Raw genomic sequence first — 19902 nt, 5'->3', positions numbered from 1 at the left:
TGTGTATCCTGTTATTCTTTATCGATGAGTTCGATATTGTTGTTGACCAGATTGATGGGTGTCAGCGTATAGGCGGAGAAGTCATGATTGAAATGGACTTCGTAATATTGGCTTTTGATGCCGACAATCATGCCGTCGGACAGATGCGTGCTGTTGACGATGATGTTTTGTTTTTCAACCTTTTGGTTTTCGATCAAGGCATCGAGAAAGCCAACCATGCGCGAAGTGTCGGCGGCGAAGTTTTGACGTTCGCTGTATGAAAGATATTGTGTGCCGCAGATGAGGATGAGCAGCAACAGCGCAATGATGCTCAGGTCGCGGTATTTGGTGTCCATACGGTGGCGCAGGTACTGCGATACGGCGAGCAGGAGGACGACGAGGGCGGCGAAAATCAGGACGTATTTCAAGTAGTCGTTGAAATACATATGGTTTTCAAGATAAAAGTGGGAAAAGAATTTCATGTTATTTGATAAATATGAGGGGGTAATAAGGCCGTCTGAAACTTACATTTCAGACGGCCTTGTCTATTAAACAAGGATGTTGCGTCAAGGTTTCGGATAAGGCACACATGGTGCTTCCCAAAGTAGGATCAGTTGATAAATCCGTCGTCTTTCATTTTCTTTTCGGAAAAATACTGGCTGATTACCAGTAAGCTGGCCAGAATGATAATGAAAAGACCTGCCATGGTCAGGGTGATTTTGAGAAACAAATCGGCATCGACGAAGGAAAACCAAAGTTGCAAAATCAAGAGCAATACCCAGCTGACGAACAATCCGAGACAGGCATAAACGCCGAGTTTAAACACGTTCTTTTTCCAAAATGACGACGTAGGCTTCACGCACGAAAAACAGCAGCATGCGGCGCTGGTCTTTTTCCATGGTAACGACCTTCCTTCCAGCCTTGCGAAGCGTGGCTGTTGAGGAAATCGCTGAATTTGACCGGATTGATTTTGGCGCTGCCAAAAACCAAACTGGACAGCAGGTTCTCTTGATAAATGACGGCTTTATATTCTTTCATTTTATTCCTTTGAAAATAAGGGGGCTTTAAAGCCCCCTTATTCTACTCCTTATTATTCAACTGCGGTAATACGGAGCCTTCGCCCAATGCCAACAAACCGCTTTGCGAGTAGATACCCAGTTTGGCGCGGGTGTCGGTGATGTCGAGGTTACGCATGGTCAGTTGGCCGATGCGGTCGAGCGGTGTGAACGCTGCATCTTCGACTTTTTCCATACTCAGGCGTTCCGGTTGGTAGGTTAGGTTAGGCGATTCGGTGTTCAGAATCGAGTAGTCGTTGCCGCGACGCAGTTCGAGGGTTACTTCGCCGGTAATGGCTTTGGCGACCCAGCGTTGGGCAGTTTCACGCAACATCAGGGCTTGGCTGTCGAACCAGCGGCCTTGGTAGAGCAGGCGGCCGAGGCGCAGGCCGTTGATGCGGTATTGTTCGATGGTGTCTTCGTTGTGGATACCGGTCACCAAACGCTCGTAGGCGATGTGGAACAATGCCATGCCTGGGGCTTCGTAGATGCCGCGTGATTTGGCTTCGATGATGCGGTTTTCGATTTGGTCGCTCATGCCCAAGCCGTGACGGCCGCCGATGCGGTTGGCTTCGAGGAAGAGTTCGACAGGGTCGGCGTATTCTTTGCCGTTCAATGCAACCGGCACGCCTTCTTCAAAGCGTACGCTGACTTCTTCGGGTTTGACTTCGACGTTTTCGTCCCAGAAGGCAACGCCCATGATGGGTTTGACGATTTTGATGCCGCTGTTGAGGAATTCCAAGTCTTTGGCTTCGTGTGTCGCGCCGAGCATATTGGAATCGGTAGAGTAGGCTTTTTCAACCGACATTTTGTAGTTGAAGCCGTTGGCAATCAGAAATTCGCTCATTTCGTGACGGCCGCCGAGTTCGTCGATAAATTGTTGGTCGAGCCAAGGTTTGTAGATTTTCAGTGCCGGATTGGTCAACAGGCCGTAGCGGTAGAAACGCTCGATGTCGTTGCCTTTGTAGGTGCTGCCATCACCCCAGATGTTGACGTCGTCTTCTTTCATGGCGGAAACGAGCATGGTGCCGGTCACGGCGCGGCCCAAAGGCGTGGTGTTGAAGTAGGCGATGCCGCCGGTGGAAACGTGGAACGCGCCGCATTGGATGGCGGCGATGCCTTCGTGTGCCAATTGCGCGCGGCAATCAATCAGGCGGGCATTTTCTGCGCCGTATTCCATCGCTTTTTTAGGAATAGCGTTGTAATCGTCTTCGTCAGGTTGGCCGAGGTTGGCGGTGTAGGCATAGGGCAGCGCGCCTTTGAGTTTCATCCACAAAAGCGCGGCAGAGGTATCAAGACCGCCGGAGAAGGCGATGCCGACTTTTTGACCGATGGGGAGATTTTGTAAAATGGTATGGTTTTGGCTCATTGGGATTCCTCCAGACTTGAAAAGTTGAAACCATTATCTTATAAATGGAATACATTGTCAGCAATTAGGCCGTCTGAATGTTCGGAGGGCCGTATTAAAGAAACCTCATCATGAACGCTTTTAACCTTATCATCATCGGCGACGAAATCCTGCATGGCAGCCGTCAAGACAAGCATTTCGCCTTTTTTAAATCTTTATTGGAATCGCACGGGCTGAAGCTCAATCAGGTGCAATATCTGCCTGACGAACCCGATTTGCTGGTCAAACAACTGCGCCGCAGCTTTTCAGACGGCCTGCCGACTTTCGTTACCGGCGGTATCGGTTCTACGCCTGACGACCACACGCGCCAAGCCGCAGCGGCCGCTTTGGATTTGCCTGTCGTCCGCCATCCTGAAGCCGCCAAGTTTATCGAAGGCGTGACCCAGAAACGCGGCGAGCCGCTCGATTCGCCGGAACACGCCCAGCGTCTGAAGATGGCGGATTTTCCCGAGGGCGCAGAATTGGTGCCCAATCCGTTTAACAACATCGCCGGATTTTCCATCCGCGAGCATTATTTCTTCCCCGGTTTCCCCGTGATGGCACACCCGATGGCCGAATGGGTATTGGAAACTTATTACGCCGACCGCTTCAACCAAACCGAACGCGGCAGTCGCAGCGTGTATGTGTTCGACCAACCCGAATCGCGCATTACGCCGATTATGGAACATCTTGAGCGCACCTACGCCGGTATCCGTTCGTACAGCCTGCCCACCGTGGGCCGTACCGATTCAGACGGCCGTTATACTCCGCCGCATATCGAGTTCGGCATCAAAGCGGAAGGCGAGGCCTGCCGCTTGCTGGATGCAGCGTGGGAAGATGCGTTGCAGGGTTTGCAGGCGATTGGCGCGACTTTGAAAGAAACGGTGGAATAATGCACTTATCCCCAGCTCAATCCAGACGCGCACTGACTTTTGCCTCTTTGCTGTTTTTACCGCCAACCCTCATCATCGGCATTTGGCTGGCGCAATATGGCGGCTTCGCTTTTGAACCGCCGCTGATGCACGCCGTCCATGCCTACGCGGGAACATGGTTTGACCCGATTGCCACCGTGTTGCACTATCTGGGCAAAACCGCGATTGCCGTGCCGCTGATCGGCGCGGTTGCCGCCGCCCTGTATTTTGCCGATAAGAAGCGCGAAGCACTGTTTTGCGTGTTGGCGGCATTGGTGCCGACTTTGAACATGCTGATTGTGAAGGTTTGGTTTGCCCGCGAACGCCCACTGCTTTGGCCGCGCCTGATTGAAGAGAGCAATTTTTCCTTTCCCAGCGGCCACAGTACGTTTTCCGCCGCCATTGCCGTCATGCTGATATTGCTTTGCCGCCGCACGCGCTACCGCCGCGCCGCTTGGATAGGCGGTATTTCCTTTTCCCTGTTGACCGGGTTTTCACGCATTTATCTGGGCGTACATTATCCCACCGATGTTTGGGCAGGCTGGACAAACGGCACGCTGACTGCCTTGCTGGTGTATATGCTCATCTTCAGGCCGTCTGAAAAATAGAAGAAATAAATCATGAATACACGTTCACCCAACACGCCTTATTGGCTCAGGAACGGCCATGCCGACACCCTGTTTGCCAAGCTGCTGCAAGGCAAGGCGCCCGACTACCGCCGCGAGCTTCTGCCCGACAGTACCGGCAAAACCCAAGTTGCCTACGATTTTGTCGACAGCGCCAATCCCGATGCGCCGCTGATGGTTTTGTTCCATGGACTGGAAGGCAGCAGCGAGAGCCATTACGCGGTCGAGCTGATGAAAGCCGTGCAGCAGCGCGGTTGGAACGGCGTGGTTGCCCATTTCCGCAGTTGCGGCGGCATAGCAAACACCGCGCCCGTGTTTTACCACCTCGGCGATACGCCCGAAATCGCCTTTATGCTCAACATGCTGGCACAACGCTATTCAACCATCTACGCCGTCGGCGTTTCTTTGGGGGGCAATGTCTTGGCCAAATATTTGGGCGAGCAGGGCAGTAATGCCGTTCCGCGCGCTTCTGCCGTCGTTTCTGCACCGGTCGATGCCGTGGCGGCCGGTACGCGTTTTGATCAGGGTATGACGCGACTGATTTACACGCGCTATTTTTTAAATTCGCTGTTGCCGAAAGCCCGAGCGATTCCCCGGTTTCAGACGGCCTTAAGCCAGCAAAACTGCAAAACGCTTGGCGATTTTGACGACCGCTTTACCGCGCCGCTACACGGTTTTGCCGACCGCCACGATTACTACCGCCGCAATTCCTGCAAACCGTTTCTGAAAGGCGTGGATACGCCGTTGCTGTTGCTTAATGCCGTCAACGACCCTTTCCTGCCGCCGGAAGCCCTGCCGACCGGGCGGGACGTGTCCTCGGCCGTTACGCTGCTGCAACCGGCATACGGCGGTCATGTCGGCTTCGTCAGCCGCGATCAAGGCCGTCTGAATCTGCAATGGCTGCCGCAAACGGTGTTGGACTATTTCAAACAGTATCAGCCGTAAACGAAAAGGGCATGTATGTAGACATGCCCTTAGGGTGGAGAAAGTAAAAAGGCCGTTTGAAAACGAATTTCAGACGGCCTTTTGAATAGCCTGATTATTTGCCTTTGTCGGCTTTGGCTTCTTTTTTCAGAGAAGCGTACAACTCAGGGTCGCGGTTTTTCAGCAGGGACGCAACGGCCAAGTCGTCACGGTTAACTTTAGCCAAATCTACGCGCTCGATGTGTACCAAACGCAGCAATTCGCGTACAGGTTTAGGCATATTGCGACCGGATTCGTAACGGGAACCACCGGATTGAGTCACACCAATGCGGCTCCAGAAGTCCATTTGGTTCAGGCCGAGTTTTTTACGGATATCGCGGATGTTTTCAATTTTTTCGAACGATTTCATGAATCTTCCTTATTGTGGTATTTGTTGCATGCCTCTAGGCATAAAAATGGGTCTGCAAGAATGCCGGCATCCCTTTCCTGTAGGCTTTTGGGGTGATATGTGGGCGTATTGCAAATGACTGATCTAGATAATTAGACAGTATATTCGAAAGAAGTTTTCCGCTGTTTGCCATAATTTGTGTAAATATTTCTTAATTCATTATTTCATTAAATTTTCATTATATAAATCATCAAATTATGCGATTATCTTAAATATGGCGTAAGCAAATTTTTACATAATTAAACAATTCAATTTGGGTAAAAACTTAATTCCGAGTTTTTATTCGGTTTTCTAGGTTGAGAATACGAATAAATTTCAGGCCGTCTGAATCTATGTTTTCAGATGGCCTGAAGGTTTTTTCAAGGTTAAGGCTTACCGCTGGCAGGGCTTATGGTGAGGATTTCGTAGCCGGTTTCGGTAACCAAAACTTCGTGTTCCCATTGGGCGGAGAGGGAGCGGTCTTTGGTGACCACTGTCCAACCGTCGTTCAGGATGCGCAGATGGCGTTTGCCTTGGTTGATCATCGGCTCGATGGTGAAAATCATGCCCGGTTTGAGGACGAGGCCCTCACCTTTGCGGCCGTAGTGGACCACTTGCGGCGCTTCGTGGAAACCGCGGCCGATGCCGTGTCCGCAAAATTCTTGTACGACGGAGTAGCCGGCATTTTCGGCAACTTGTTGGCAGGCGTAGCCGACATCGCCGAGGGTGGCGCCGGGTTTGACCGCTTCGATACCCGCCATCATGGAGGCGTGGGTCACGTCGATCAGGCGTTGGGCAATCGGGGAAACTTTGCCGACGGTAAACATACGGCTGGAGTCGCCGTGGAAACCGTCTTTTTTAATGGTCAGGTCGATGTTGACGATGTCGCCTTCTTTCAGCGGCTTGTCGTCGGGAATGCCATGGCAGATGACGTGGTTGACGGAGGTGCAACAGGATTTCGGGTAGGGCGGGTTGCCGTAGTTGAGGGGGGCTGGATAACCGCCTTGAACGTTGACGTGGTAGTCGTAAACGAGTTTGTCGATTTCGTTGGTGGTGACGCCGGGTTTGACGAATTGGCCGATGTAATCGAGAGCTTCGGCGACCAAGCGGCCGAGTTCGCGCATTTTTTCGATTTCTTCGGGGGTTTTGATGATGACTTCGTTCATGAGGTTTCCTTCTTGTTTCAGACTGCATGGAGGCAGTCTGAACGGGACGGGTGTGCCGTCTGTTTAAAACAGGTTGTCGAGATTGTCTTTATTGCGCGGTTTGGCTTGTGGTTTTGCCTCAGGCTCAGCTTTCGGAGTCGGTTTGGACTCGGGGGCTTTGGCTTTTTCCGGTTTGTTTTCTACCGCTTGTGCGGCAGGTTTGTTGCTTGCGGCTTTGTTTTCTACCGGCTGGCTGTCTGCTTTAGATTTGTTTTGAGCGGCAGGGCTGCTGCTGTCGGATTGTGTGTTTTCTGATTTGTCGGCTTCAACGCGTTTGTTTTCTGTGCGTTTGCTGCGGTGTGTAGTGGGGCGGTCATTTTTTACACCTTCTTCCGCTTTTTCGCCTTTTTCGTTTTGTGGGACGATAGGATTGCCGGAGGCGGTTTTTGCGTCGCCGTCTTTGGCAGGCTGAACGGTTTCAGGTTCGACAGTGCCGTTGGGGCGCCAAACTTCAATGCGTGTGTCGGTTTGTTCGGCAGGGCTTTTTTCGGGTACGTCGGTTTTACCGGAGTTTAGGGTGCTGAATACGCCGGCAACAAGGGCTGCGACGGCGATAAAGCTGACAAGGAATAAAGCGCGGATTAGGTGTTTGGGCTTAAGTTGGAAAGGGGTTTTATTATTCTTGGACATGATGGGGCGGGTAATCGTTGGAGGAATGGCCGTCTGAATGTTCAGACGGCCCCGGGTTGCCTGTGAATCAGTTGGCAACGTAGTTTTGATAGAGGGTCACGACTTTTTGTACGCCGACGGTCGTGCTGACTTTTTGGGTCACGCGGGCTTGTTCGTCAGGCGTGAGGATGCCCATCACATAGGTCACGTTGCCGTAAGTCACGATTTTGACGCGTGCTTGGGTGGCCGGGCTGAGGCCCAACAGGGTGGCGCGGACTTTGGATGTACCCCAAGTGTCGTTGGTCACATCACCGAGCGAACGCGCTTGTGAGGCAACAGTGATGTAGTTGTACACGCCTTCTGCGGCTTGTTCGGAACGGGCGATGCGTTCAACAAATTGTTTTTCGCCTTCGGTAGCCACTTGGCCGAGCAGGAGCAGGTGGCGGTTGTAGCCGACAACGTTCAGTTTGGGCTTGTAGCCTTGGACTTGGTTGTTTTGGCGCAGGTAGGAGCGTGCGGTGGTTTCGACGCGCAGTGCCATAACGTTGTCGTCGGTTTGCGCGCCTGTGGTGCGGCGGTCGACGGCGGATTTGGTGCCGACGGCTGCACCGCCGATCAGTGCGCCGACACAGCCGCTCAGACTCAGGCTCAAGAGGGTCGCAGTCAGAACGGGGAGGGCGTAGCGTTTGATATTCTTCATATCCTTTTTCCTTGGGTATGGACGGTTGGGTGTTCAGACGGCCTTTAAGGGATAGGCCGTCTGAAAAAAAGGGTTACATGCCTTCAAGCAGGACGGAGTCGATGCAGTCGCACATGGCGTGAATCAGCAAAATATGGTTTTCCTGAATGCGGGCAGTGCGCGGATAAGGGACGTTGAGCAAAACGTCGGTATCTTTGAGCATGGCGGCGATTTTTCCGCCGTCGCGGCCGGTCATGGCGATGACGTGCATATCGCGTTCGTGTGCCGCTTTGATGGCTTCAATGACGTTGGCGGAATTGCCGGAGGTGGAGATGCCGACCAATACGTCGCCGGCACGTCCGAGCGCGCGCACTTGTTTGCTGAATACGTGGTCGAAACCGTAGTCGTTGCCGATGGCGGTCAGTGCGGAAGTGTCTGTCGTCAGTGCGACAGCGGCCAATTCCATGCGCTCTTTTTCAAAACGGCCGGTCATTTCGGCGGCGAAGTGTTGCGCGTCGGCAGCCGAACCGCCGTTGCCACAGGCCAGGATTTTGCCGTCGTTCATCAGGCATTGCAGCATCAGCTCGGCGGCCTGTGCGGTCGGCTCGACCAGTACTTTTTCGGCTTCCTGCTTGGCGCGGATGCTCTCGGCAAAATGCGCGGAAACGCGTTCTTGTAATGTTGTCATGAGGTTAACCTGTAATATTTTGAATCCATTCGGGTTGGCCGTCGCCCTCAATCAGTACCGCATCCAGGCGGCAGGGCGCATGGTTTAACCCGTGCTTTTGCAGATAATACTCTACACTTCGTTGCAATTTCAATAATTTGGACGGTGAGATGCTGTATGCGGCACCACCGAAACCTCGGTTTTTGCGGTATTTTACTTCAACAAACACAATCGTACCGCCGTTTTTGACGATTAAATCGATTTCGCCGTAGGCGCAATGCCAGTTCCGCGTCAGCAGCGAGCAGCCTTTGCTCAGCAGGAATGCCAGCGCCGCATCTTCGGCCGCCGCCCCCTGTTTGTGGTTTAAGCGCATGAAAAGTTTACCCGTTATATAATTATTGTTTTTAAAGAGACGCCGTTTCAGACGGCCTTGAATCTATGTACACAAAACACCTGCAAAAAGCCGTCGACAGCATCGAAAAACAGACATTATACGTTGTCGCCACACCCATCGGCAATTTAGCCGACATAACGCTGCGCGCGCTGGCCGTTCTGCAAAAGGCCGACATTATCTGCGCCGAGGACACCCGTGTTACCGCCCAGCTTTTGAGTGCGTACGGTATTCAGGGCAAACTCGTGAGCGTGCGCGAACACAACGAGCAGCAAATGGCCGATAAAATTATCGCCCATCTTTCAGACGGCCTGAGCGTCGCCCAAGTTTCGGATGCGGGCACGCCTGCGGTTTGCGATCCAGGTGCGAAACTTGCCGCCCGCGTGCGCGAAGCCGGATTTAAAGTGGTGCCTGTGGTCGGCGCAAGCGCCGTCATGGGGGCGTTGAGCGTGGCAGGGGTGACGGAATCCGATTTTTACTTCAACGGTTTCCTGCCGCCTAAGGCCGGCGAACGCCAAAAGCTGCTGGCCAAATGGGCGGAAGCCGATTTTCCGATTGTGATGTTTGAAACGCCGCATCGCATTGAGGCAAGCCTTGCGGATATGGCCGCGCAGTTCCCCGAACGCCGTTTGACTCTGGCGCGCGAAATCACCAAAACGTTTGAAACCTTCCTCAGCGGCACGGTTGTCGAAATCCAAGCCGCCCTCAAAAACAACAGCAACCAAACGCGTGGCGAGATGGTGTTGGTGCTGCACCCTGCGGTGAAAGAGAAACACAGCGATTTGCCCGAGGCGGCGCAAAACACCATGAAAATCCTTGCGGCCGAGTTGCCGACCAAACAAGCCGCCGAACTTGCCGCCAAGATTACTGGCGAAAGCAAAAAAGCCTTGTACGATTTAGCGTTGGAGTGGAAACGGATTTCAGACGACGCTTGAGGTCTTGCAGGCTTATTTCTCTCAACCTGTGGTGTGAACGATGCGACGATTTCCTACAGGCAAGGCTGGGTATTGTTCGTTATCCGTTTGCCGGTTCTACAGGCTTTATATAGGTAAAGTTTTGTTTGTCGCATTGCTCCCCCCCCCCTTGCAATTTATAATGACACTGCATACAACTAGTATGTTCTTAAATCTTTCAATCTACGGGAGTGGACTTATGAAACAAAACATCATCGTTGCCTTATTCAACATCTCCAGCGAAGCTTATCAAGCCTTTTCTGAATTGAAAGCTTACTCGCAGACAACAGATGCTTTGGTGGCACAAGCCGTTTTGGTTAAAAAGGAAAATGACCTGATTATCCCAGCAGAAAGCACCGACTTTACCGCCAATACGGTCGAAGGCACATGGACGGGCGGCCTCATTGGTTCACTGGTCGGCATTCTCGGCGGTCCTATCGGTGTTCTGTTGGGTGGAGCTACTGGCGCACTCATCGGCAGTGATGCAGGTACTGCCCAAACATTGGAAGAGGGGGCGTTGCTGGAAAATACAGCCAAAAAACTGGATAACGGCAGTACTGCAATCATTATTTTGGCGCAAGAATCCGACGAGGCTGTATTGGATGCTTTCTTCCACCGTTTCAAAACCGTTATTCTCCGGCAAGATGCAGCCGTTGCCCAACAGGACGTATTGGCAGCAATAGAAGCGCAGGAAGAAGTGGCACGTCAGGCACACGAAGCTTGGAAAAAACAGCGCAAAGCCGAGCGCAAAGAGAAAGTGGAAGCCTTCAAGGCCGACATCAAACAAAAATTCGACAAATTGGCAGCCAAGTTGAAATAACACTGCCACCAACCCAAGGTATGTAACCGCTCAAATTTTCCGTTTCGGATGCATGCCAAACCGGTTTGAGGCTACCTGAAAATCTATTTTTCAGGTAGCCTCTCCCTTTTTCATGCCCCGAGACCTTTGCAAAGGTCTCGGCCTTTTTATAATTGGATTTTAGATCGATCCAATAGGTTCAATACGCTTCTAAGTTTGCGTTTCAGACGGCCTCGATGTTTGGCAAACCTGCTTCAACGCTGCCATGCGCCGCGCAAATATTCGATGCAGTCGGTCAGGGCGTAAAACGGGGCGTTGCCGTGATTGGCGTTGGGGTAGAGGGTAAAGCGGACATCTGCGCCGAGGTGGTGCAAAGTGCCGGCAAGGATTTTGGCTTGTGCGACCATGCCGCGGCTGGTTTGGTCGGGACGGTTGTTTCTGCCTTCATGTTCGCCTGCGCCAAGGCGGATGCCGATTCCTTGCGGCAAAGCGTCGGGCAGCCAATCGAGCACGCGGCGGTCTTGCCACCAGATAGACGGCGAAACCAGCAAATAATGGCGGAATCGTTCGGGACGGGTGAACAGGGAATAGAGGCCGTACAGTGCGCCGAACGAATGGCCGAAGACGGCTTGGTTTTGGGTATCGATGCGGTATTTGCTGTCGAGCAGTGCGGAGAGTTCGTCATCGATAAAGCGGCTGAAGCGGTCGGCTTGGCCGTATTGTTTGCGTTCGGATTCGGGCGCATTGTCGGGCAGCGGCGGCGTGTAGTCGAGGGCGCGTTGGCTTAAGTCGCGGATGTTGCCACCGGTGTAGCCGATACCGACAATCAGACAGGCGGCATGGCTTTTGGTGATGGGGTTGATGAGCAGGGATTGCGCCATATTGAGGATGGCGGGGAAAAAGGCATCTCCGTCAAGAATATACAGCACGGGATAGCCGCCTGCCGGACGCTCGCCGAGTGTCGCGGCTTGAATGCGGTAGGTGCGGCCGGTGTGGGCGGAGGTAACGGAGGTTTCTTCGGCTTGCAGCAGGGTGGCGGTTTGCCAGTTGGGACGGATGGGCATGATGGGGTGCTTTAATCAATGGGTTGCTTAAGTAAAAGGAGAGAAGGCCGTCTGAACAATGGATTTCAGACGGCCTTATTGTACGGATTTCTGCTTTTTTAACAATACGCGCGATTAGCGTACGTCAACGTATGAGCTGCTGTGCAGTTCGCGCAGGAGGTTGGTGGTCGCCTGTTGTGCTTTTTGTTGGGACAGGTATTGGCGGACGGCGTTTTGTTGGCGCTCTTCAGGCGTACCTGCTTCGCGGACGTCGTTCAGCTTGATGATGTGCCAGCCGAATTGGGTACGAACAGGGGCGCTGATTTGGTCGGGTTTGAGTTTGTGGACGGCTTCTTCAAATGGGGCAACCATCATGCCGTCGGCAAACCAGCCCAAGTCGCCGCCGTTGCCGGCGCTGCTGTCTTGCGAGTATTGGCGTGCCAAACCGCCGAAATCTGCGCCGCTGCGGGCTTGTGAGTAGATTTTGCGGATGGTGCTTTCTGCGCCGACGGCGGCATTGTCGTTGTCGGCTTTAATGAGGATGTGTTGGGCATGGTATTGGCGTACAGGGTCTGCTTCAGGCAAGGTCACGCCTTGTTGTTTGGCCTGCTCGATGTAACGTGCCACTTCGGAGTCGCTGACACGGCTGTTTTGCATGATGGCCTGTTGGCGCACTTTTTCAACAATAATGCTGTCGGCGATGTCTTGACGGACAGCGGCAGACGGGTTTTTGATGTTGGGGTTGTGCGCGATAACGGCTTCGATTTCGCTATCGGTCGCTTGGATGTTGCGGCGTTTGCCTGCTTGGAGGATCAGGGATTGGTTGATCATTTGTGCCAAAACTTGTTGGCGCAGCTCGTTGGCGTCCATTTGCGTGCCTTTAGGCATGGTTTGACGCGCTTGCGCTACGGCTTGCGCTACTTGGCGGTGGGTAATGACTTCGTTGTCGACAACCGCGGCAATGCCGTCTGAAAGATGTACGCCGCTTTGTACGGCAGGCATGGTAGTGGCGCTGACGACTGGAGTTTTGTTGGCACGCGCTTTGGTCGCTTTGGCTTTAGGAGCGGCGTGTGCGCCTACTGCGAGAGTGAGTGCGGCGACGAGAATCAGGGGTTTGAAGTTCATTGTTTGACTACCTCGTTGGTTTTGCTGTAACCGGGGATGGCTAAGCGGAGTTTTTCGAATGGGTTGTTGCCGATATTGCTCAAGTCTTTGAGTTGGAGGTTGAAGAATACGGCGTTTTTGTGGCTGTTTTCGCCGGTAACATAGCGTTGGCCGACCAAGTTTGCGCTCCAGCAGCCGCAGTTGCTTTTGTATTCTGCACCGATAAGCATTTCCAGCGGTTTTTTGGCTTCGATTTCGTAGTTGTAACGGGCGACGGCGTACAGGTTTTTACTCAACGGCCATTGGGCGGCAAGGTCGACTTGGCTGAGCCTGTCGTAGAAATAGTCGCCGTTGGCTTGCAGATAAATGCGTTCGTTGCGTCCGTATTTGTAGCGCGCGCTTAAGACTTTGCCGGGTTCGGGGTTGTAGGTAATCCCTGCGGCGTAGCTTTCGGCACGGCTTAGGTTTTGGTTGTAGTGGATGTCCAAATCAATGCGGGTGCTCGGGGTAAGGTTGCCGTGTGCAAAGGCTACCCAGTCGGATTGGCTGCGCGGATAATTGCTGACGTTGCCGTCAGGCAGGACGTTGTCTTTTTTGAAATAAAACTTCTGGCCGATACCTGCACGGAAGAGTTCCGCACCGGTGTTGGGGTTGAGGATACGGCTTTGTGTGGCCAGCGTCAGGCTGTTGGCCGAATTGATACGGTCGTTGCCTGAATACAGGTTTTCGCGGAACAGCTGCGAATAGGTAAAGCTGTTTTCGGAGCTGTCGAAATTAGGCAGGTCGTTTTGGGACTTGGTCGGAATGTAGTTGTAAAACACGCGCGGTTCAAGCGTTTGCAGGTATTCTCCGCCGAAGAGCCGGGCCCTGCGCTCGAAAGTCAGGCCGCTGTCGACGTTGATAATCGGCAGGACGCGGCTGACATTGCGGCCGCTTTGACCGTTGAAGCTGTTAAGGCTGTAATAAGTGGCATGTACGCCGACTTTAGGCCGGATGTAGCCCCATTGGTTGTGGAAATCCCATTTGACGCTCGGGTAGAGTACTACGCGGTTGCCGTCTTGCTTGGTGTCGTGGTCAAAGTGGGTGAATTGGCCTAATACGTTGAGTTGAGCCTTGCCGATATGGCTTTGCCAACGGCCGGTCAGGCGGGGCATGATGGCATAAGGCTCGTCTTTATAACCGTCTTGGTTGGCCAGCGTTTGGTATTTTTGTACGCGCAACGAGCCGTCGAAGCTGCCGCCCAACAGTTTGTCGCTGTAATTGAGCCATGCCTGACGGTCAAGGTTGACGTTGCGCGCGATGTCTTCGCGGCCGTAGAAGTCGCGGTAGTAATCGTCGTCGGAAACTTGGTTGTAGTTGATGCCGCCGCTGATTTTGCTGTTCAGCTGCTGCTGGTGTTTCCATTTGAACTGGTAGCGGTTGTTGTGGACGCTTTTTTGGTCGTTGGGCATCCAGTCGCCATCGACTTCGCCGCTGTAATTCGGTTGCAGATAACGGACTTGGCCGCCCAATTGCACGCCGCGTTTACTGATAATGCCCGGGCGGATGGTGGCATCCAAATTTGGGGCAAGGTTGAAGTAGTAGGGCAGGCTCAGCTCAAGGCCGTCTGAACCTGTGGCAATGGTCGGAACGAGCAGGCCGCTTTTGCGGTTGCCGTTGATGGGGAAGTCCGCCCAAGGCGTGTAGAGGACGGGTACTCCGCCGAATACCAGCGAAGCGTGTTTGGCCACGCCGATACCTGTCGATTCATCGGCTTCAATGCTTTGCGCTTGGATATACCAGCTGGCATCGCCGGGCGAACAGGTGTTGAATTTGGTATTGATGAGCTTGTAGAGGCCTTTGCCTTTGAGTTCGGCTTTTTCGCTGACACTTTGAAGGCGGCGGCCGCCTTGTTCGGTATGGAGGCGCACGGCAGTGCCGGAACCGGTTTGGTCTTTGAGGTTGTAAACCAATTGGTCGCCGGATACGGTCGAACCGTTTTGATACAGGGTAAAGCGGTCGCCGGCGGTAACGGTATCGGTGGCTTGGTCGTATTGCGCCCAATCGGCGTTGAGAACATCGGCATTGCGCTCGACGATGACGTCGCCTTCGGCACGGACGCCGACTTGGGTTTGACCTTCTATTTTATCGGCGTTGACGCGGGTGTAATCGGCAGGTAGGGCAGGCTCGCCGCTGCGTTTGATTTCGGCGGTTTCGGTCGGCTTGGCATCTTCGTGGTCGCAAAACAGGCAAGTGCTGCCCAAGGAAAGCGGGTCGGCTTCGCTTTGGCTGGTTTTTGCCGGTTTGGATGCAGCGGTGTGGGCAGGGGTATAGTCTTCCGCCTGCGGAACAGAAGCATCTTCCGCGCGCACGGCTGTTGCGCCAAAGCCCATAATTAAGGCGAGTACCAAGGGTTTGAGTGAAAATAAACGAGCCAAAATCGCCCCTTAAATCGGTTTGCCAGTTAGAATAGCGGTTATTGTAACCTGAAATTCTGCGATACCGCTATGCAACGACAAACCGAATTACAAAACTGGCTGGAGTCTGTTTACCCGAACCAGCCGTTTGAATTGAGCTTTGCGGCAGCCGATGCCGACTTCCGCCGTTATTTCCGTGCGACGTTTTCAGACGGCCAGACCGTTATCTGTATGGACGCGCCTCCTGAGAAGATGAGTGTTGCACCTTATTTGAAAGTGCAAAAACTGTTTAACATGGTTAATGTGCCGCAAGTGCTTCATGTGGATGAAGCGTTGGGCTTTATGGTGTTGAACGATTTGGGCAATACCACATTCCTGACCGCCATGAATCAGGAAAACAGCGAAACCGCCCACAAAGCCCTGCTGCTCGAAGCCATCGACGAACTGATCGAGCTGCAAAAAGCCAGCCAGCCCGGCAAACTGCCGGAATACGACCGCGAAGTCATGCTGCGCGAGATTAATTTATTCCCCGAATGGTTTGTGGCCAAAGAATTGGGCCGCGAGCTGACCTTCAAGCAACGCCAGTTGTGGCAGCAAACCGTCGATACGCTGCTGCCGCCCCTGTTGGCGCAGCCCAAAGTGTATGTCCACCGCGACTTTATCGTCCGCAATCTGATGCTGGCGAAAGGCCGCCCGGGCGTATTGGACTTCCAAGATGCGCTTTACGGTCCGATTTCCTATGATTTGGTGTCGCTGCTGCGCGATGCGTTTATCGAATGGGAAGAAGAATTTGTATTGGACTTGGTCATCCGTTACTGGGAAAAAGCACGCGCTGCCGAGTTGCCCGTGCCTGCCGAGTTTGACGAGTTCTACCGCTGGTTTGAATGGATGGGCGTACAACGCCATTTGAAAGTGGCCGGTATTTTTGCCCGCCTGTACTACCGCGACGGCAAAGACAAATACCGCCCGGAAATCCCGCGCTTCTTGAACTACTTGCGCCGCGTATCCCGCCGTTACAACGATTTGGCGCCGCTCTATGCGTTGCTGGTCGAATTGGTTGGCGATGACGAATTGGAAACAGGCTATACCTTCTAAGCTTGGTTTTAAGATTTGATTCCACTTTTCAGACGGCCTGATCAACAAAAGGCCGTCTGAAACCTTTACAGAACACATAAAAATGACTTACATAATTTACCCCAAAACCTACGACGTGATTGTCGTCGGTGGCGGCCATGCCGGTACCGAAGCCGCGCTTGCCGCCGCACGCATGGGTGCGCAAACCCTGCTGCTCTCACACAACATCGAAACCCTCGGTCAAATGTCGTGCAACCCCTCCATCGGCGGTATCGGCAAAGGCCACCTCGTGCGCGAACTCGACGCATTGGGCGGCGCAATGGCGCTGGCCACCGACAAATCCGGTATCCAGTTCCGCCGCTTGAATGCCAGCAAAGGCGCAGCAGTGCGAGCCACGCGCGCGCAGGCCGACCGCATCCTATATAAAGCCGCCATCCGCGAAATGCTGGAAAACCAAGAAAATCTGGAGCTTTTCCAACAAGCCGTCGAAGACGTCACGCTCGACGGCGAACGCATCAGCGGTGTGGTTACCGCGATGGGCGTGGAGTTTAAAGCACGCGCCGTCGTGTTGACCGCAGGCACGTTTTTGTCCGGCAAAATCCATATCGGTTTGGAAAACTACGAAGGCGGCCGCGCCGGCGATCCTGCCGCCAAATCCTTGGGCGGCCGTTTGCGCGAATTGAACCTGCCGCAAGGCCGTCTGAAAACCGGCACGCCGCCGCGTATCGACGGACGCACGATTGATTTTTCTCAGCTGACCGAACAGCCCGGCGACACACCCGTTCCCGTAATGTCCGTGCGCGGCAGCGCCGATATGCACCCGCGCCAAGTGTCCTGCTGGATTACGCATACCAACACGCAAACCCACGACATCATCCGCTCAGGTTTCGACCGCAGCCCGATGTTCACCGGCAAAATCGAAGGTGTCGGCCCGCGCTACTGCCCGTCTATCGAAGACAAAATCAACCGCTTCGCTGACAAAGACAGCCACCAGATTTTCCTCGAACCCGAAGGCCTGACTACACACGAATACTATCCAAACGGTATCTCCACCAGCCTGCCGTTCGACATCCAAATCGCCCTCGTGCGCAGCATGAAAGGTCTCGAAAACGCCCATATCCTGCGCCCCGGCTACGCCATCGAATACGACTATTTCGATCCGCGCAACCTTAAAGCCAGCCTTGAAACCAAAACCATCCAAGGCCTCTTTTTCGCCGGACAAATCAACGGCACGACCGGCTACGAAGAAGCTGCCGCGCAAGGCCTGCTCGCAGGTGCGAACGCCGTGCAATACATCCGCGAACAAGATCCGCTCCTGTTGCGCCGTGAACAAGCCTATCTTGGCGTATTGGTGGACGACCTCATCACCAAAGGCGTGAACGAACCTTACCGCATGTTCACCAGCCGCGCCGAATACCGTCTGCAACTCAGGGAAGACAACGCCGACATGCGCCTGACCGAAGACGGCTACAAAATCGGCTTGGTGGGTGAAGAACAATGGCGCATGTTCAACGAAAAACGCGAAGCCATCGAACGCGAAATCCAACGTTTGAAAACAACGTGGTACACACCGCAAAAACTCGCCGAAGAAGAGCAGCTGCGCGTATTCGGCCAAAAACTCAGCCGCGAAGCCAACCTGCACGACCTCCTGCGCCGTCCAAACCTCGACTACGCCGCGCTGATGACCCTGCCCGACGCACAACCTGAAACCGCACTTGCCGACAGCGTGATCGAACAAGTCGAAATCCAAGTCAAATACCAAGGCTATATCGACCGCCAAAACGAAGAAATCGACAGCCGCCGCGACATCGAAACCTTAAAGCTGCCCGAGGATATCGATTACAGCAAAGTTAAAGGTTTGTCGGCAGAAGTGCAGCAAAAGCTCAACCAGCACAAACCCGAAACCGTCGGCCAAGCCAGCCGCATTTCCGGCGTAACGCCTGCTGCCGTCGCATTGTTGATGGTGCATTTGAAACGCGGATTTAAAGATGCCAAGTAAGGTTTAATCCGAATAAAGGCCGTCTGAAAGTTTCAGACGGCCTTTTTGATAGTCTCCGATTATTTAAAAGAACAAAAACATAAAAACTGATGACAGAGTAAAATACGTTACACAAAACCTATGACAGACAAAGGGATAATATGGAAACTCAAGCTTTAGAAAAAACTTTTGCCACACACGACGAATTTAACCGTAAGCCGATAGCTGAAAACATCATCAGGCTGCTTACCTCAGATATCGACCTTTCCCCTATGGTCATCGACGGCGGCTGGGGAACGGGCAAAACTGAATTTTGCCAAAAGCTAATTCGGCTCATAGAGCAGCAACAACTCAATTATCAGCCTGTCTATATCGATGCCTTCCGCTCTGACCATAGCGGAGAGCCTTTGCTGGCATTGCTTGCCGAAATCATTAAAGCCTGTACGCCTGAAGATACCGACGGACAGCCCTCTGAACGCAAACGTCTCACAAGAGAAATATCGAAATTAGTAAAATTCGGAATAAAAACAGGGGTTAATGCGCTATCCCACTATTTTCTAAAACAAAGTGTGGATGATTTGGCAGAAGAATTTCAACAGATTACAAGTGATGAACAAGAAGCAAAAAATGTAGCAGAAACCGTAACCGATGTTGCTACCAAAATTACTGACTACACTATCGATGCAACCGTCGAAGCCTTATTGAAAGAGCAAATTGAAGCAGAAAAAAATCTGGAAACGCTCAAAGCCTGTCTGAAAGAATTGGCAGCGGACAAACCGATTATCCTGTTTATCGATGAACTCGACCGTTGCCGTCCCGACTATGCGGTTGATATGCTGGAAGTTATCAAGCACGTCTTTGATATTGAAAACGTTAAAGTCGTGCTGGTTACGAATACCAAGCAACTGCGCGCAGCAATTAATCACAGGTATGGTGTGGAAGTGGATGCGCAAAAATATTTAGATAAGTTTTTAAAATATAGCTTTGCCTTGCCGGATAAGGTTGTAGCTCAATTTGAGGAAGAGCGAGCTTTGATTACAGTTGAATATTTTAAAAAGTTGATACAGGACAGCCGTATGTATAGCGAGTTACGAGGTTTAATAGAAAAACGAGAAGTCCTGAATTTTATTAGTGATATGGTAGAGCGGAATAATTTATCACTTAGGGAGACGGAACGATTAGTCCGATTTTTAGAGATATACTATTCTTTAAGTGACGGACTAGATAACTTGATAAGTGACGGACTAGATAACTTGATCTTGTTGCGTATTACGGGTGTATTTATCTTCTGCTTCTATCCGAATTTAATTGATAATATTAATAAAAATCGAACTGATGCCAAAGATTTTGCTCAATTGTTTAATATTCAATCTTGGCCAGATATACCAATTAATTATGGCAATTCCAAACATGTGGATGTTATTGCGGTGATGTTAATTCTACATAGTAAAATTGAAGATCCTCATTTAGCATCACTAAAACCTCATGATAAGTCCTATTGGGAGAAAGAAATAAATACATGTTTTTTTGCAAATCCATCTTTCGGTTGTTATTTTGGAAAAGATCAGATTTTATCTGTCTTGAAAGAAACTTTCCGAGTACTCAGTCTTGAACAAACGCTACAATAAAATTAAAGGCCGTCTGAAACCCCAAAATCAGGTTTTCAGACGGCCTTTTATCATCTTAAATAAACCG

20 protein-coding genes and 1 pseudogene are annotated in these 19902 nt (G+C 52.3%); 8 read left to right on the top strand and 13 right to left on the bottom strand.

Features of this window, described 5'->3' with window-relative positions; translation table 11 throughout:
• Window positions 1–11: 11 nt before the first annotated feature.
• The 4 genes and pseudogenes from HMPREF2700_RS04340 to argG form a co-directional block, all read right to left on the bottom strand.
• On the bottom strand, window positions 12–461 hold the full coding sequence (locus tag HMPREF2700_RS04340) for a DUF3290 domain-containing protein (protein WP_070590445.1): 450 nt from the start codon (window positions 459–461) through the stop codon (window positions 12–14).
• A 128-nt stretch (window positions 462–589) separates the two neighbouring features.
• Window positions 590–805: a hypothetical protein gene (locus HMPREF2700_RS04335; RefSeq protein WP_049330864.1), complete on the bottom strand. Its 216-nt coding sequence runs from the start codon at window positions 803–805 to the stop codon at window positions 590–592.
• A pseudogene (locus tag HMPREF2700_RS04330) lies at window positions 798–1017 on the bottom strand (DUF4177 domain-containing protein). Before HMPREF2700_RS04330 ends, HMPREF2700_RS04335 begins: the two are co-directional and overlap by 8 nt.
• A 42-nt stretch (window positions 1018–1059) precedes the next feature.
• A complete protein-coding gene (gene argG / locus HMPREF2700_RS04325; protein ID WP_049322465.1) occupies window positions 1060–2403 on the bottom strand; it encodes an argininosuccinate synthase in 1344 nt (447 codons plus the stop codon).
• Window positions 2404–2513: 110 nt separating this feature from the next.
• Between argG and HMPREF2700_RS04320 the strand changes: the two genes are divergently transcribed.
• From HMPREF2700_RS04320 to HMPREF2700_RS04310, 3 genes are read left to right on the top strand one after another with little or no spacing between them, the layout of a single operon-like run.
• Window positions 2514–3314 (top strand): competence/damage-inducible protein A, encoded by an 801-nt coding sequence (locus HMPREF2700_RS04320; RefSeq protein WP_070590443.1) that lies wholly within the window; start codon window positions 2514–2516, stop codon window positions 3312–3314.
• The gene (locus HMPREF2700_RS04315; protein ID WP_070590441.1) at window positions 3314–3940 is read left to right on the top strand and encodes a phosphatase PAP2 family protein; all 627 of its coding nucleotides are present in this window, start codon (window positions 3314–3316) and stop codon (window positions 3938–3940) included. Before HMPREF2700_RS04320 ends, HMPREF2700_RS04315 begins: the two co-directional genes overlap by 1 nt.
• A 12-nt stretch (window positions 3941–3952) precedes the next feature.
• Window positions 3953–4903 carry a YheT family hydrolase gene (locus tag HMPREF2700_RS04310; protein WP_070590438.1) on the top strand — a complete coding sequence of 317 codons (951 nt, stop codon included), beginning with the start codon at window positions 3953–3955 and terminating at the stop codon, window positions 4901–4903.
• A gap of 94 nt (window positions 4904–4997) precedes the next feature.
• On the opposite strand, the gene HMPREF2700_RS04305 is transcribed toward HMPREF2700_RS04310, so the two are convergent.
• The 6 genes from HMPREF2700_RS04305 to HMPREF2700_RS04280 form a co-directional block, all read right to left on the bottom strand.
• Complete coding sequence (locus HMPREF2700_RS04305) at window positions 4998–5291, bottom strand: helix-turn-helix domain-containing protein (protein ID WP_003684039.1); 294 nt, start codon at window positions 5289–5291, stop codon at window positions 4998–5000.
• Window positions 5292–5695: 404 nt separating this feature from the next.
• Window positions 5696–6475, bottom strand: coding sequence for a type I methionyl aminopeptidase (gene map, locus HMPREF2700_RS04300; protein ID WP_003683983.1), 780 nt, complete (start codon window positions 6473–6475; stop codon window positions 5696–5698).
• Window positions 6476–6538: 63 nt separating this feature from the next.
• Complete coding sequence (locus HMPREF2700_RS04295; RefSeq protein WP_070590436.1) at window positions 6539–7144, bottom strand: prolipoprotein diacylglyceryl transferase; 606 nt, start codon at window positions 7142–7144, stop codon at window positions 6539–6541.
• Window positions 7145–7211: 67 nt separating this feature from the next.
• Window positions 7212–7823 carry a BON domain-containing protein gene (locus tag HMPREF2700_RS04290; protein ID WP_039862284.1) on the bottom strand — a complete coding sequence of 204 codons (612 nt, stop codon included), beginning with the start codon at window positions 7821–7823 and terminating at the stop codon, window positions 7212–7214.
• Window positions 7824–7896: 73 nt separating this feature from the next.
• Window positions 7897–8490, bottom strand: a complete 594-nt coding sequence (locus HMPREF2700_RS04285; protein WP_003749391.1) for a phosphoheptose isomerase — start codon at window positions 8488–8490, stop codon at window positions 7897–7899.
• Window positions 8491–8494: 4 nt separating this feature from the next.
• The gene (locus HMPREF2700_RS04280) at window positions 8495–8842 is read right to left on the bottom strand and encodes a YraN family protein (RefSeq protein WP_070590433.1); all 348 of its coding nucleotides are present in this window, start codon (window positions 8840–8842) and stop codon (window positions 8495–8497) included.
• Between the two features lie 65 nt (window positions 8843–8907).
• Here HMPREF2700_RS04280 and rsmI point away from each other — a divergent pair, with 65 nt between their 5' ends.
• Together rsmI and HMPREF2700_RS04270 are read left to right on the top strand one after the other, a co-directional pair.
• On the top strand, window positions 8908–9795 hold the full coding sequence (rsmI, locus tag HMPREF2700_RS04275; RefSeq protein WP_070590431.1) for a 16S rRNA (cytidine(1402)-2'-O)-methyltransferase: 888 nt from the start codon (window positions 8908–8910) through the stop codon (window positions 9793–9795).
• 217 nt (window positions 9796–10012) lie between these two features.
• Entirely contained in the window at window positions 10013–10633 is a 621-nt protein-coding gene (locus tag HMPREF2700_RS04270; RefSeq protein WP_070590430.1) for a DUF1269 domain-containing protein, read from the top strand.
• A 233-nt stretch (window positions 10634–10866) separates the two neighbouring features.
• Here HMPREF2700_RS04270 and HMPREF2700_RS04265 read toward each other — a convergent pair whose 3' ends face one another.
• The 3 genes from HMPREF2700_RS04265 to HMPREF2700_RS04255 all read right to left on the bottom strand — a co-directional run bounded on the left by HMPREF2700_RS04265 (window position 10867) and on the right by HMPREF2700_RS04255 (window position 15176).
• Entirely contained in the window at window positions 10867–11676 is an 810-nt protein-coding gene (locus HMPREF2700_RS04265; RefSeq protein ID WP_070590427.1) for an alpha/beta hydrolase, read from the bottom strand.
• 114 nt (window positions 11677–11790) lie between these two features.
• Entirely contained in the window at window positions 11791–12780 is a 990-nt protein-coding gene (locus HMPREF2700_RS04260; protein WP_070590425.1) for a peptidylprolyl isomerase, read from the bottom strand.
• A complete protein-coding gene (locus tag HMPREF2700_RS04255; RefSeq protein ID WP_349267191.1) occupies window positions 12777–15176 on the bottom strand; it encodes an LPS-assembly protein LptD in 2400 nt (799 codons plus the stop codon). Before HMPREF2700_RS04255 ends, HMPREF2700_RS04260 begins: the two co-directional genes overlap by 4 nt.
• A gap of 69 nt (window positions 15177–15245) precedes the next feature.
• On the opposite strand from HMPREF2700_RS04255, the gene amgK reads away from it, so the two are divergent.
• The 3 genes from amgK (at window position 15246) to HMPREF2700_RS04240 (ending at window position 19835) form a co-directional block, all read left to right on the top strand.
• Complete coding sequence (gene amgK, locus HMPREF2700_RS04250; RefSeq protein WP_003749406.1) at window positions 15246–16250, top strand: N-acetylmuramate/N-acetylglucosamine kinase AmgK; 1005 nt, start codon at window positions 15246–15248, stop codon at window positions 16248–16250.
• 82 nt (window positions 16251–16332) lie between these two features.
• Window positions 16333–18228: a tRNA uridine-5-carboxymethylaminomethyl(34) synthesis enzyme MnmG gene (gene mnmG, locus HMPREF2700_RS04245; RefSeq protein WP_070590418.1), complete on the top strand. Its 1896-nt coding sequence runs from the start codon at window positions 16333–16335 to the stop codon at window positions 18226–18228.
• Between the two features lie 140 nt (window positions 18229–18368).
• Window positions 18369–19835, top strand: coding sequence for a KAP family P-loop NTPase fold protein (locus tag HMPREF2700_RS04240; RefSeq protein ID WP_070590415.1), 1467 nt, complete (start codon window positions 18369–18371; stop codon window positions 19833–19835).
• The last annotated feature ends 67 nt before the right edge of the window (window positions 19836–19902 follow it).

Origin of the sequence: Neisseria sp. HMSC068C04, assembly GCF_001810105.1 — a bacterium.
Lineage (GTDB): Bacteria > Pseudomonadota > Gammaproteobacteria > Burkholderiales > Neisseriaceae > Neisseria > Neisseria flavescens_B.
Note: the sequence above shows the minus strand (reverse complement) of the source record. Positions and strands in the feature narration are given on the sequence as shown.